This window comes from Amycolatopsis sp. NPDC043885, from assembly GCF_056435685.1.
Genome location: NZ_JBWKEA010000001.1, coordinates 1,226,309 through 1,239,337, shown reverse-complemented (window position 1 = coordinate 1,239,337; position 13,029 = coordinate 1,226,309). Strand labels below are relative to the sequence as shown.

Here is a 13,029-nt window from a genome sequence, read left to right as displayed (position 1 = left end):
CTGCTGCGCGCGCTCTGGAACTCTGCTAAAGCGGGGCGAAGAAGGTCAGGCGCGGCCCATGCTCGGCTCGGCCGTCGTGATGGAGACCTGGCCGAGTAGCCGTTCGAGGGCCGCCTCCACGTCTTCCTTCCACGAGATCGCCGACCGCAGTTCCAGCCGCAGCCGCGGCCACCGCGGATGCGGCCGCACGGTCTTGAACCCGACACTCTGCAGGAACGCGGCGGGCAGGACACAACTGTGCCCGCCGTCCGGATCGGTCTCGTCGGGCTTGGCGTCCCCGAAGGCCTCGATCGCGCGAACCCCGCGTTTGGTGAGGTCCTTCGCGACGGCCTGCACCAGCATCCGGCCGAGCCCGCCGCCCTGGAATTCGGGAAGCACCTGGAAGGCGGTCAGCAGGACCGCGTCGGGGCCGGGGGGCGAAGTCGGGAAAGCCAGCGAGCGCGGCACGGCGTTCGGCGGCGCGTAGAGCACGAAACCGACGGGCAGGGTGTCGCTGTAGACGATCCGGCCGCAGGAACCCCACTCCAGCAGCACGCTGGAGACCCAGGCTTCCTTTTCGACCTCTGTCGCGCCGTATTCCTCGGCCTGCGCCTTCAGATGCGGTGCCAGCTCCCAGTACACGCAGCGGCGACAGCTCTTGGGCAGGTGTTCGAGGTTGTCCAGGGTTACGCCCACGACGCGACGCGACACAGACAAACCTCCCTGAATGAGGAACACCCGACGCGGCCTTGTCCCGAGCAGGGCTCACTGAAGGGGTCCAGACCGAGGATAGGCCGATGTGATGAACACCGAAAGGCCAGGGCCCCTCAAGGGAGGGTGGTTACACTCGATGGAACTACCAGTCGGTAGCGACTATGTCCACTTCGAAGCCGGGTGAAGCGCCTGATGACCGAGAACCGCCCTGTCCGGCCGGAGCCCGGCCGACACAACCTCGACCCTCATCTCGACCGCTACGCCGCTCGTACGGCCGGGATGACTGCTTCCGAGATCAGGGCCTTGTTCGCGGTGGCCAGTCGCCCCGAAGTGGTGTCGCTCGCCGGCGGGATGCCGAACCTCGCCGCGCTCCCGTTGGACACGCTGTCCGCGCAGGTCGGCGAGCTCATCGCCCAAGACGGCCTGGTCGCGCTCCAGTACGGCTCCGCGCACGGCATCCCGTCGCTGCGTGAGCAGATCTGCGAAATCATGGCCCTCGAGGGCATCAAGGCCCACCCGGACGACGTCGTCGTGACGGTCGGCTCCCAGATGGGGCTCGACATGGTCACCCGGCTGTTCTGCGATCCGGGTGACGTCATCATCGCCGAGGGTCCGTCGTACGTCGGCGCGCTGGGCTCGTTCGCCGCGTACCAGGCGGACGTCGTCCATGTCGCGATGGACGACCACGGCCTGGTCCCCGAGGGGCTCCGCGCCGCGCTCGCGGAGACACGGAAAGCGGGCCGCCGGGTCAAGTTCCTCTACACGATCCCCAACTTCCACAACCCCGGCGGCGTCACGCTGGCCGTCGAGCGGCGCGCGGAGATCGTGGAGATCTGCCGGGAGAACGACATCCTCATCGTCGAGGACAACCCGTACGGACTGCTCGGCTTCGGCGGGCAGACGTACCCCGCGCTCCGCTCGATCGACCCCGACAATGTCGTTTACCTGGGCTCCTTTTCGAAGACGTTCGCGTCCGGCCTGCGGGTCGGCTGGGTGCTCGCGCCGCATGCCGTCCGGGAGAAACTCGTGCTCGCGGCCGAGTCCGCGACGCTTTGTCCGCCAACGCTTAACCAGTTGATCGTGTCGCGATACCTCTCGACGCACGACTGGATGGGGCAGATCAAGACCTTCCGCGAGAACTACCGGGAGCGACGGGACGCGATCCTGTCCGCGCTCGATCAGCACATGCCCGCCGGTTGCAGCTGGACCAAACCCGATGGCGGTTTCTACGTCTGGATGACCGTCCCCGAGGGCGTGGACACGAAGGCGATGCTGCCGCGGGCCGTCACGGCCCGCGTCGCGTACGCCTCCGGAACCGGTTTCTACGCCGACGGTTTCGGCAGCAGACAGCTTCGACTTTCCTACTGCTACCCGACGCCCGAGCGGATCCGCGAAGGTGTCCGGCGGCTCGCCGCGGTGCTCGAGTCCGAAATGGACCTCGCGCGTACCTTCGGTAACGCGAGCCCACGCTCGATCTCGGGGCCGCAGAACCCCTCTCCGGACACGGTCTGATCGGCCGGACGTCCCCAAGCACAAAGGAGTCTCGGTGGTCGACCGCACCGTTGCCGTACTCGCAGGCGGACTTTCCCACGAACGCGATGTCTCTCTCCGCTCCGGACGCCGGCTCTCGGTCGCGTTGCGGGCGGAAGGTCTCATCGTCGAGGAGTGGGACACCGACGCGGGCCTGCTCGAACGCCTGCGCACCCAGCGGCCTGACGCGGCCATCGTCGCCCTTCACGGTGGTGAGGGGGAGAACGGCGCGGTGCAGACGGTGCTGGAGATGCTCGACGTGCCTTACGTCGGGACCAGTTCGCGGGGCTGCCGCCGCGCGTGGGACAAGCCGACGGCCAAGGCACTCGTCGCCGACGCGGGTTTCACCACGCCGGACTGGGTCGTGCTGCCGCACAGCACCTTCCGCGAACTCGGCGCGCAGGCCGTGCTCGACTCGATGGTCGAGACGCTGGGCCTGCCCATGATCCTCAAGCCGGACCAGGGCGGTTCGGCGCTGGGCGCCCAGGTCGTCAAGGACGCCGCTGAAATGCCCGGCGCGATGGTCGGCTGCTTCGCTTACGGAGACACCGTTCTCGCCGAGAAGTTCGTATCCGGCGTTGAGGTGGCCGTGACGGTCATCGAAGGCGCGGAAGGCCCCGAGGCCCTGCCCGCGGTCGAGATCGTGCCGGAGAGCGGCGTGTACGACTACACCGCCCGCTACACCGCCGGGCTGACCGATTTCTTCACCCCCGCGCGGATCCCCGACGACGCCGCCAAGGCGGTCAGCGAGCTGGCCGTCGCCGTGCACCGGCAACTCGGGCTTCGCGACATCTCCCGCACCGACGCCGTGGTCGCCGAAGACGGCACGGTCTACTTCCTCGCGGTGAACCTGTCCCCGGGCCTGACCGAGACTTCGATCGTCCCGGTGGCGATCGAGGCGTCCGGTGCCACCCTCGGCTCGGTCTTCGCCGACCTCGTGGGACGGGCGATTTCCCGCAAGAGCTGAGTCTTTCAGTTCTGGACGGCGACTACCTGGTACTCGTCCTCGTAGACGACCCGGCCCGGATTCGCCGACCGGACGGTCTCGCACGGGATCTCGTGCGCCTCGAGAATCGCCAGGTAGCCGTCGACCCGCTCGATGAAGACACGAGCGGTCGCCTTGAACCACGCTGCGGCTCCGGGATTGACCTCCGCGTCGTAGACGCTCGGATCGGCGTGCGCCGGGTTGATGAAGTTCGCGTCGTACCAGTCGTTGTTCGCCCTGCGGAAGGCTTCCTGCTCGACGGTCAGGCGTCCGGCCCGGGCGAGCCCGTTCACGAGACCGAAGACGCCGGTGAAGTTTCCACGCTCGTCGCGGACCGGGCTCTGGAAGCGGACGAAGGGGAGACCGGTCACCGCCGAGGCCAGCCGCGGACCCAGGCCAGCAGCTCTTCGTCGCGCAGGGAGCCGATCACGACATCGGCGGGGAAGTCCTGCTGCTTCAAGGTGGGAACCCCGATGACGGTCATCCCGGCCGCTCGCGCCGACCGGAGACCGGTCGTCGAGTCCTCGAACGCCAACGCGTCGACGGGATCGACGTCGAGCAGTGCGCAGGCGGTCCGGTACATCTCCGGATCGGGCTTCGGCGCGGCCACCTCGTCGGCGGCCAGTTTCACGGGAAACATCTCCGAAAGCCCGCCGCGAACGAGCGCGGCTTCGAGGAGCGCCCGGGGCGAGTTGCTCGCGACGGCGACCGGGACGGCGGCGGCGGTCAACTCGACCAACTCGCGCGCGCCGGGCATCGCCTCCGCTTTCGCGGTGACGACTTCGGTCACCAACCTCAGCAACTCGTCCGCGATCTCGGCGCCGCCCTCGGGTTCACCGAACGCCTCCGCCATCGCGTCGGCGGCGGCCGGGAGCGACTTGCCGATCACCAACGCCTTCTCGTCCGGACCGAAGGGCAGACCTCGCCGAGCGAACAGCTCGGTCTCGGCGACCGACCAACACGGCTCGGTGTCCATGAGTAGTCCGTCGCAGTCGAAGACCACCGCGCGGGGATTTCGACCGCCGACGAGCCCTTTCATACTTGCCCCCAGTTCAAGTACTCAGCGTGATTTCTCTGTCGACACCCAGCTATCGTCACCGTGACAAAACGACCTGGGGTAATCCCTAATCGGTTTCGCGTGTCTGATTTGCCTGATTTTGATCCATCAGCGCCACGATGCGTTCAAGATCGTCAACGGACCCGAATTCGAGCGTGATCCGACCTTTTCGGCGACCCAAGTCGACCTTCACGCGAGTGTCGAACCGGTCCGAGAGCCGGTTCGCCAGCTCCTGAAGACCGGGGGCCTGGATCGGCTTGCGCGGAGCGGGCTTCGGCTTGGCCGGCTTTTCGCTCTTCTTGAGCGTGACGGCTTCTTCGGTCGCGCGGACAGACATGCCTTCCGCGACGATCCGCGCGGCCAGCTCTTCCTGACTGTCGGCGTCTTCGAGGGAGAGCAGCGCCCGCGCGTGACCCGCCGAAAGCACCCCGGCCGCGACCCGCCGCTGGACCGCGAGGGGGAGTTTGAGCAAGCGGATCGTGTTGGTGATGACCGGCCGGCTGCGCCCGATCCGGCCCGCCAGCTCCTCGTGCGTGACCGCGAACTCGTCGAGCAGCTGCTGATACGCCGCCGCCTCTTCGAGCGGGTTGAGCTGAACGCGGTGGATGTTCTCGAGCAGCGCGTCGCGCAGCATCGCCTCGTCGGCGGTCTGGCGGACGATCGCCGGGATCGCCTCCAGCTCCGCCAGCTGGGAGGCACGCAGGCGCCGCTCGCCCATGACGAGTTCGTACTCGTCGGAGCCGAGCTCCCGGACCACGATGGGCTGCATGAGCCCGAACTCGCGGATCGAGTGCTCCAGCTCGTTGAGCGCGTCCTCGTCGAAGACCTGCCGCGGCTGCTTCGGGTTCGGCTTGATCTGGCTGACCGGCACCTCGCGGTAGACCGCGCCGGCGACCGTTCCGCCGGGTGAACCGGCCGCACCGTTGGCCGCGAACCAGCCCTTGTCATCCGGCCCGACGGGCTTGCTCGCGGGCGCGGACGGGGCAGGGGAGCCGTTCTCGGCTGGGGCCGCCGAACCCGGCGGCGGGCCGGTGGGGATCAGGGCGGCGAGCCCGCGCCCGAGCCCCCCTCTGCGCTCGCTCATGCCGTACCGCTCCTTTCCTTCATCTCCACCCCACGTTGCGCGATCTCCTTGGCCGCGTCCACGTAGCTCATCGCACCCCGGGAACCCGGGTCGTACGCGAGGACCGTCTGCCCGTATCCGGGGGCTTCGGAGACCTTCACGCTGCGCGGGATCACCGTCTTGAGAACAGTGTCCCCGAAGTGGTTCCGGACCTCGTTCGTCACCTGATCGGCCAGCTTCGTCCGGCCGTCGTACATGGTGAGCAGGATCGTGGAGACGCTGAGTTCGCGGTTCAGGTGCGCCTGGACGAGCTCGATGTTGCTCAGCAGCTGACCCAGACCTTCGAGCGCGTAGTACTCGCACTGGATCGGGATCAGCACCTCCTGCGCGGCGACCATCGCGTTGACGGTCAACAGGCCGAGCGACGGCGGGCAGTCGATGAAGACGTAGTCGACGCCGATCTCGTCGAGGATCTCGGACGACAGCGCCTCCTTGAGCCGCATCTCGCGGGACGCCATGGAGACGAGTTCGATCTCGGCGCCGGCGAGGTCGATGGTCGCGGGCACGCAGTAGAGGTTGGGCGACTGCTCGCTCTGGGCCGCCGCCTCGGCGAGCGACACCTCGCCGATCAGTACCTCGTAGATCGACGGCGTGCCGGATCGGTGGTCGATATCGAGCGCGGTGCTCGCGTTGCCCTGCGGGTCGAGGTCGATCACGAGCGTCTTGAGCCCGTGCACGGCCAGGGCGGCGGCGAGGTTCACCGTGCTCGTCGTCTTGCCGACGCCGCCCTTCTGGTTGGCGACCGTCAGCACCCGCCGGCGGTTCGGCCGGGGGAGCGCACCCTCCTTGGGGTGCAGCACGCTGGCGGCGCGGACGGCTTCTTCGGCGATGGGCGTCCAGCCGAGTTCCTGGCCGACGCTCGCAGGGTCGGACGGCGGGGGAGTCACCGGTCTCGAGCCTCCTCTGTAGTGGACGTGAGAGTCGTTCTGCGTTGTTTCACGTGGAACCGGTCTAGCTGCGCCTGCCGCGCGATCGAGACGGTTTGGGGGGCAGACGGTGGATCACGACGACCGTGCTCGGAACCTCGAGCACCTTGGCGCCGCACTCGAAGACTTCCGGTTCGCCGCCGCCGGCCTTCCGGACGGCGGCGCGATCGCGTTCGATTTCCTCTCCAGCGCTCGCTCCTTTGAGGGCGACCAGAGCACCTTGGGAACGCACGAGCGGGAGGCACCAGTTCGCGAGGCGGGCCAACGGAGCGACCGCCCGGGCGGTGACGACATCCGCGCCACCGAGCTCCTCACGTACCTGCCGCTCCTCCGCGCGCCCGCGGACAACGGTGATGGGGAGTTCCAGCTTCTCGGCAACCTCGGCCAGCCAGTCGACGCGGCGGGCCATCGGTTCGAGCAGAACGATATCGAGGTCCGGTCGGCTGATCGCGAGCGGTACACCCGGAAGGCCCGCGCCTGAGCCGACGTCGACCACGCGGGCGCCGTCCGGGATCCGTTCGCCGATCACGGCGGAGTTGAGGACGTGGCGCTCCCACAGCCGGTCGACCTCCCTGGGGCCGATCAGCCCGCGCTCGACGCCGTGCCGCTCCAGGAGTTCGACGTAGCCGACGGCTTGCTCGACGCGGTCTCCGAATACTTCCGACGCCGCGCTCCGTACCGATGCGGCGACCCCGTCCAAGCCCACTCTCGCTCCTCAACCCTCGACGCCGTTTCACGTGAAACGCGCTCCACTGATTGTCCATGACGCTGACCGCAAAGCGGGGAGACAGTCCGAAGTTGTGGACAACTCCACTCGCCCTCGCCCGTTTCACGTGAAACGCCACGCGTGTAATTCATCCGGACAACAAAGAAGCGGCCCGCCGGATGACCGGCGGGCCGCTTCGTTCGAGAAAACCGTCAGGCGGGGAAGATGACGACCCGGCGCTTCGGGTCCTCTCCTTCGCTCTCGCTCTTGACCCCGTCGACGGCGGCGACCGCGTCGTGCACGACCTTCCGCTCGAACGGGCTCATCGGCTGCAGCCGGACACGCTCGCCGGAGGAGACCACCGTCTCGGCGGTCGAGCGGCCGAGCTCGCGGAGCTCCTCGCGGCGGTCCGCTCGCCACCCCGCGATGTCCAGCATCAGCCGGCTCCGCGAACCGGTCTCCTGCTGCACCGCCAGTCGAGTCAGCTCCTGCAGCGCCTCAAGGACGGTGCCGCGGGGGCCGACGAGCTTCTCCAGGTCTTCGCCGCCGTCGATGCTGACGATCGCGCGGCCCGCTTCGACATCGAGGTCGATGTCGCCGTCATAGTCCAAAAGGTCGAGCAGCCGCTCAAGGTAGTCACCGGCGATGTCGCCCTCCTTCACGAGGACGTCGTCGTCGACACCTCCCTTGCGAGCGGTCTCTTCAGCGGCGGCCTCAACGTCGGCCGCGCTGTTCTCCTCGGCGTCGATCGTGTCGATCGTCTCCGCCATTACTGGTCTCCTCTCCGGCCCGGATCGGCGTCAGCGACGCTTCCGGCCCGATTTCTTAGTCGAGTCCGAGATGAGACCGGGCACGTCCGCACCGTTCTCCTTCGAGCCGTTCGTCGACGACTCGGCCGTTCCGTCTTTGGCGTCCTTCTTCTCCGCGGTGGAGGATTCGGTCTGGGCGAAGCCGTGCGGCGAGCCCGCCTTCTTGACCTGACCGCCGGAGGACTGCTTGTTCCTCTTCTGCTGGACCGGCTTCTGACCGGGGCGCGGCGCGGTCGGCTTCTGGCCCGGCTTCGGGCCGAGGTTCGCGCGCTTCTCCTTCTCGGCCGCCTTGCGGGCCTCTTCTTCCTTGTCGATCTTCGTGTAGACGAGGCGCTGCTGCATCAGGGTCCAGCCGTTGTTGGCGAGCCAGTAGATGAGCAGACCGATCGGGAACAGCGCACCGAAGACGAGGACACCGATCGGGAAGACGTACATCGTGAGCTTGTTCATCATCGCGGTCTGCGGGGTGGCCGACTCGGGGTTCTGGCGCTGGACCGAGTGCCGCGCGGTGAGGTGCGTCGCGATACTCGCGACGATCATCAGCGGGATCGCGACCGGAGCGACGCCCCAGTGGAACCCGGGAGCCGCGTTCCCTCCGCTGACCATGTCGACGCCGGTGTAGATGGCGTCGCCGAGGTTGACGCCGAACAGCTTCGCGTGAACGTAGGACTCGACACCGGCCTGGTCGAAGAAGTAGTTCTCGGTCTTCGGGCCGCCATACGGGTTGATGGTGAACATCCGCAGGACGTGGTTAAGGCCGATGAAGACCGGGATCTGAAGCAGCATCGGCAGGCAGCTGCCAAGCGGGTTGACGCCGTGCTCCTTCTGGAGCTTCTGCATCTCCATCGCCTGGCGCTGCCGGTCGTTGGAGTACTTCTTCTGGATCTTCTTCATTTCCGGCGCGAAGTCCTGCATCTTCTTCATCGACCGGACCTGGTTCACGAACGGCTTGAACATGATGCCGCGGACGGTGACCGTCAGGAAGACGATCGCGAGGACCCAGGAGATCGCGTTCGCCTCACCGAACACGAGCCCGAAGACCTTGTGCCAACACCACAAGATGAAGGACACGGGGTAGTAGATGAAGTCGAGCACTGAGCTACTCCTCGATCGGTGTTTCAGGTCGGCGGTGGCGCCACGAGAACGTCTCGGGTACCGGGTCGCGGCCGGGCATGGTCCACGGGCCACAGCGCAGCAGACGCCGGGCCGCGAGATAACTACCGCGGCCGGCGCCGTGCCGGGTCAGTGCCTCGACGGCGTACGCGCTACAGCTCGGGTAGAACCGGCACGCCGGAGGAAAGAAGGGGGAGATCGCCTTGCGGTACAGCTTGATGGGCAGGAGCAGCACCCATGCCACCGGGCCGGGGCGGGCGTCTTCGGTGGTCTCGTTCTCGGTGGCTCGCATGCCGTTACACCGCTGATCCGTTGTCGGGGGCTCGCGTCTGGCGGGACTTCCCGGTGACGGCAGAATGCGCCGAGTGCCCGGACAGCCCGAGGCGTCGCAACGACGCGTCGAGGTCCGAGCCGAGTTCCGCGCTGGACGCGTCCGCGGCCGGTGGTAGTGCCCGTATCACCAACGAGCTCCCCGGCGGCAGTGTTCCGAGCCTGGCGGAAATGAGATGCCTCAACCTGCGGGTGACCCGGTGACGGACCACCGAATTGCCGACGGCCTTGCTCACCACAAAACCCGCCCGTGCCGCTTCGGCGGCATCGGGCGGGTCCGTGGTCAACGCATGGACGACGAGGCGGCGCCTGCCTGCCTTGGCCCCACGCCGCATCACGGCACGGAAATCCTCACTGCGCCGCAACCTCGCGGCGGCCGGCAGCACGACGTCCCTCGACGGCGACCGGATCAGGCGGACAGCGCGCCGCGGCCCTTGCGACGGCGAGCCGCCAGGATGGCCCGGCCGGCGCGGGTCCGCATCCGAAGCCGGAACCCGTGGACCCGGGCGCGTCGGCGGTTGTTCGGCTGGAAGGTGCGCTTACCCTTGCTCACGACTAACTTCTCCTGTTTCTCGGCCGCCGGGAACGGTTCGACCCGTTCCTGGCGTGTCGTGCTGACGCACGGCAGTCTCTGGTGTCTCCTACCAACGTGTGGCCTCGTCACGTCGAGCGACGACAACGTGGGCACGCGAAACGCCCCCGCTGTATACGGGAGACCTTACGAGGGTACGCACCCGCCCCCCGAGCCCGGCAGGCACCCCCTCGACCACGCACCGCGACGGTACGTGGAGAGTGATCACCGACGACGCGAGGGCATCGAATGGCAACACGCCGTACACCGTGAAATGCTTGCGCGCGAGGATGCCTTGTGGCAACGAGCGGGGCTTGTTAGCGTGCCCCTCCCGGGTTTTCGCCGAGGTGGAACGGTGCAGGCGCCCGGGTGTCCTTGGGGATGTGGAGGCGTCCCGTCGGCATACGTCGAGCCCGCAGGTGACGTCACCGCGGGCCGCCGTACATTAGTGCACAGCTGTGGACAACTATGTGGATATTTGCTGTGCGCATGAGTCGATCGGGCCAGGATGACGCTCGACCCGGCGTTTCGGGCCGCTGAGTGATCTCGCCGCAGCGCACCGATGAGGGGAGGGGAGTCAGGCAGGTGTCCGATCACCAGCACAATCTTGGCGTCATCTGGGAACAGGTCGTGCGCGAGCTGTCGGATGGCACCCTCTCCCCGCAGCAGCGCGCCTGGATGCGGGTGACCCGGCCGATCGGCCTGCTCGACGGCACCGCGCTTCTCGCCGCCCCCAGCGACTTCGCCAAGGAAGCGATCGAGCGCGCTCTCCGCGGCGCCATCACCGAAGCCCTTTCGCGCCGGCTCGGCCGCGCGGTCTCGCTCGCGGTGAAGGTCGACAGCACCGAGCCCTCGATGCCTCCGCCTCCGCCCTCGCCCGGCCCCCGCTACGAACCGACGTCACCCAGCCGGGTGGAAAACGGTTCCGGACCGGTGCCGGGTACTCCTCCGCTGCCCGAAGGCGACGGCATGCTGTCCCCGACCAGGCCCCGGCCCGAGCCTCCGAAGCCGAGGCCGCCGAGGCAGCAGCCGGTGGACAACAGCCTCAACGATGGCGATGACAGCGATGAAGAAGTCGACGAAGAGGGCGAGGCCCTCGCCGCCGTGACCGAGATCTGGCCGACGTTCTCCGGCCAGCCGATCGCGGGTCAGCCCTACACCGCGCCGGCGCAGCCGCAGACGTCGAAGACGAAGCTCAACGAGAAGTACACGTTCGACACGTTCGTCATCGGCGCGTCGAACCGCTTCGCGCACGCGGCCGCGGTCGCCGTCGCCGAAGCACCGGCGCGCGCGTACAACCCGTTGTTCATCTGGGGAGAGTCCGGACTCGGGAAGACCCACCTGCTGCACGCGGTCGGGCACTACGCCCAGCGGCTGTTCCCCGGCATGCGCGTGCGGTACGTGTCGACCGAAGAGTTCACCAACGACTTCATCAACTCGCTGCGCGACGACCGCAAGGTCGCCTTCCAGCGCCGCTACCGCGACATCGACATCCTGCTCGTCGACGACATCCAGTTCCTGGAAGGCAAAGAAGGTACGCAGGAAGAGTTCTTCCACACCTTCAACACCCTCCACAACGCGAACAAGCAGATCGTCGTCTCTTCCGACCGCCCGCCGAAGCGCCTCGAAACGCTGGAAGACCGGCTGCGCACACGGTTCGAGTGGGGCCTCATCACCGACATCCAGCCGCCGGAACTCGAAACGCGGATCGCGATCCTTCGCAAGAAGGCCGCCCAGGACCGGCTCGCGGTTCCCGGCGAGGTCCTGGAGTTCATCGCTTCGCGCGTCGAGGCGAACATCCGGGAACTCGAAGGCGCGCTCATCCGCGTCACCGCCTTCGCATCGCTGAACCAGCAGCCCGTCGACGTGGCGCTCGCCGAAATCGTGCTCCGGGACCTCATCCCGGATTCGCACGCACCGGAGATCACCGCGCCGACCATCATGGGCGTCACGTCCGAGTTCTTCGACGTGACGCTCGACGACCTCTGCGGCCCCGGCAAGACGAAGGCGCTCGCGACCGCACGCCAGATCGCGATGTACCTCTGCCGCGAACTGACCGACATGTCGCTGCCGAAGATCGGGCAGACCTTCGGCGGCCGCGACCACACGACCGTCATGCACGCGGACAAGAAGATCCGCAAGGAGATGGCCGAACGACGGCGCATCTACGACCAGGTGCAGGAACTGACCTCACGGATCAAGCAGCGCGCACGGCAGTAGTTTTTAGTCGAGCGCTGACGTAAACGTGCCGAAGGGGCGTCGTTCCGCTTCCCACTCAGGTGGGGCGGAGAGGCGCCCCTTCATCGCGTTTACGTGGGCCTTCGGCCCGAAAGAGGGCGCTCGACGGTGAAGTCTCCGTCGGGCGCGGGGCGCCCTTGGGGAGACCCTGGGGTCACCAGGCATCAGTTCCTTGGCGCACAAGGGTTTCGGGGCTCTCACCGTCCGGGTGGGAGCCCTTCTTCGTGTCCAAAGTGGTCCGGTGGCCGTGTAGGGGCGCGAAGGGTGGGTATGTGGGGAGAAGCGGCGAAGGGCGCGAAGTGGGCGAAGCAGCTTAAGGGTGCTTCGGGATTTTCCTTGTGTACAAAGGAATCCACATGCTGTGGGTAGCTTGTGCACAACTCCGGTGGGCCTGAGAGCTGCGGCGACCAGGATTCCGTCCACATCGCACTCACAGGCAATCCACAGCATTTCCACACCAAGATCCACACGCTGTCCCCAGGTTGCCCACATCTTGTGCACAAGGGTGACGCAGGCTGCACGGATCACTCTCCCGAGCGATTCCGGTCACGAACGCCGCCCACAACCCTGGGTACAAACCGCCCCACAACTGGGGATAACCATGGGGGCAACTGTGGATGACTGTGGACAGATCGAGCGCCGCCCGAATCCATCCACCGACGGCCCGAGCTGTCCACCGTCCGTACACACCAGGAGTCCACAGCCTGGGAGGCGCTCGGACCTGCGCGAACGAGCCTTGTCCACACAATCCACAACGCCTATTACTACTGCTGTCTTTTCTTCTTCTCTAGAAGAGAACAAAACAAAAACAGGCGAAGGACGAATCTGGGGACAGCCGATGAGCCGTGTCGTCTTGTCGACAAAAGCAAGGGGAGGCCGAGGTGACGCGGACCCCGGGGACGGCCTAACGTGGGTCCCTGCACCTGGTCTGCGTGTCGACGTGCGTTC

General features: G+C 67.2%; 14 protein-coding genes. 3 read left to right on the top strand and 11 right to left on the bottom strand.

What is annotated here, in order from left to right:
- Nucleotides 1–45 precede the first annotated feature (45 nt).
- Nucleotides 46–690, bottom strand: a complete 645-nt coding sequence (locus tag AC069I_RS06255) for a GNAT family N-acetyltransferase (protein WP_465459656.1) — start codon at nt 688–690, stop codon at nt 46–48.
- A gap of 195 nt (nt 691–885) precedes the next feature.
- Between AC069I_RS06255 and AC069I_RS06250 the strand changes: the two genes are divergently transcribed.
- Both AC069I_RS06250 and AC069I_RS06245 read left to right on the top strand, forming a co-directional pair.
- On the top strand, nt 886–2,205 hold the full coding sequence (locus AC069I_RS06250) for an aminotransferase-like domain-containing protein (protein ID WP_478223922.1): 1,320 nt from the start codon (nt 886–888) through the stop codon (nt 2,203–2,205).
- Nucleotides 2,206–2,239: 34 nt separating this feature from the next.
- Nucleotides 2,240–3,190 carry a D-alanine--D-alanine ligase family protein gene (locus AC069I_RS06245; RefSeq protein ID WP_340686107.1) on the top strand — a complete coding sequence of 317 codons (951 nt, stop codon included), beginning with the start codon at nt 2,240–2,242 and terminating at the stop codon, nt 3,188–3,190.
- A 5-nt stretch (nt 3,191–3,195) separates the two neighbouring features.
- On the opposite strand, the gene AC069I_RS06240 is transcribed toward AC069I_RS06245, so the two are convergent.
- The 10 genes from AC069I_RS06240 to rpmH form a co-directional block, all read right to left on the bottom strand.
- Complete coding sequence (locus AC069I_RS06240; protein ID WP_478223921.1) at nt 3,196–3,579, bottom strand: hypothetical protein; 384 nt, start codon at nt 3,577–3,579, stop codon at nt 3,196–3,198.
- Nucleotides 3,576–4,247 (bottom strand): HAD family hydrolase, encoded by a 672-nt coding sequence (locus AC069I_RS06235; RefSeq protein WP_478264938.1) that lies wholly within the window; start codon nt 4,245–4,247, stop codon nt 3,576–3,578. The genes AC069I_RS06240 and AC069I_RS06235 overlap by 4 nt, the downstream gene beginning before the upstream one ends.
- Before the next feature lie 85 nt (nt 4,248–4,332).
- Complete coding sequence (locus AC069I_RS06230; RefSeq protein ID WP_478264937.1) at nt 4,333–5,349, bottom strand: ParB/RepB/Spo0J family partition protein; 1,017 nt, start codon at nt 5,347–5,349, stop codon at nt 4,333–4,335.
- On the bottom strand, nt 5,346–6,275 hold the full coding sequence (locus AC069I_RS06225) for a ParA family protein (protein WP_125679348.1): 930 nt from the start codon (nt 6,273–6,275) through the stop codon (nt 5,346–5,348). The genes AC069I_RS06230 and AC069I_RS06225 overlap by 4 nt, the downstream gene beginning before the upstream one ends.
- A gap of 64 nt (nt 6,276–6,339) precedes the next feature.
- Nucleotides 6,340–7,020, bottom strand: coding sequence for a 16S rRNA (guanine(527)-N(7))-methyltransferase RsmG (gene rsmG, locus AC069I_RS06220; protein ID WP_478264936.1), 681 nt, complete (start codon nt 7,018–7,020; stop codon nt 6,340–6,342).
- Between the two features lie 212 nt (nt 7,021–7,232).
- Nucleotides 7,233–7,790 (bottom strand): Jag family protein, encoded by a 558-nt coding sequence (locus AC069I_RS06215; protein ID WP_125679346.1) that lies wholly within the window; start codon nt 7,788–7,790, stop codon nt 7,233–7,235.
- A 30-nt stretch (nt 7,791–7,820) separates the two neighbouring features.
- Nucleotides 7,821–8,924 carry a membrane protein insertase YidC gene (yidC, locus tag AC069I_RS06210; protein WP_478223917.1) on the bottom strand — a complete coding sequence of 368 codons (1,104 nt, stop codon included), beginning with the start codon at nt 8,922–8,924 and terminating at the stop codon, nt 7,821–7,823.
- A gap of 4 nt (nt 8,925–8,928) precedes the next feature.
- Nucleotides 8,929–9,234, bottom strand: a complete 306-nt coding sequence (gene yidD / locus AC069I_RS06205) for a membrane protein insertion efficiency factor YidD (protein ID WP_340686101.1) — start codon at nt 9,232–9,234, stop codon at nt 8,929–8,931.
- 4 nt (nt 9,235–9,238) lie between these two features.
- Nucleotides 9,239–9,658, bottom strand: a complete 420-nt coding sequence (gene rnpA, locus AC069I_RS06200; RefSeq protein ID WP_478223916.1) for a ribonuclease P protein component — start codon at nt 9,656–9,658, stop codon at nt 9,239–9,241.
- 23 nt (nt 9,659–9,681) lie between these two features.
- A complete protein-coding gene (gene rpmH / locus AC069I_RS06195) occupies nt 9,682–9,825 on the bottom strand; it encodes a 50S ribosomal protein L34 (protein WP_005154511.1) in 144 nt (47 codons plus the stop codon).
- A gap of 603 nt (nt 9,826–10,428) precedes the next feature.
- Between rpmH and dnaA the strand changes: the two genes are divergently transcribed.
- Entirely contained in the window at nt 10,429–12,063 is a 1,635-nt protein-coding gene (dnaA, locus tag AC069I_RS06190) for a chromosomal replication initiator protein DnaA (protein WP_125679342.1), read from the top strand.
- The last annotated feature ends 966 nt before the right edge of the window (nt 12,064–13,029 follow it).

Bases quoted from the DNA above. Each gene is read 5' to 3' on its own strand.
- AC069I_RS06235 (WP_478264938.1), bottom strand. From the start codon at position 4,247: ATGAAAGGGCTCGTCGGCGGTCGAAATCCCCGCGCGGTGGTCTTCGAC.
- AC069I_RS06215 (WP_125679346.1), bottom strand. From the start codon at position 7,790: ATGGCGGAGACGATCGACACGATCGACGCCGAGGAGAACAGCGCGGCC.
- yidD (WP_340686101.1), bottom strand. From the start codon at position 9,234: ATGCGAGCCACCGAGAACGAGACCACCGAAGACGCCCGCCCCGGCCCG.
- AC069I_RS06230 (WP_478264937.1), bottom strand. From the start codon at position 5,349: ATGAGCGAGCGCAGAGGGGGGCTCGGGCGCGGGCTCGCCGCCCTGATC.
- AC069I_RS06250 (WP_478223922.1), top strand. From the start codon at position 886: ATGACCGAGAACCGCCCTGTCCGGCCGGAGCCCGGCCGACACAACCTC.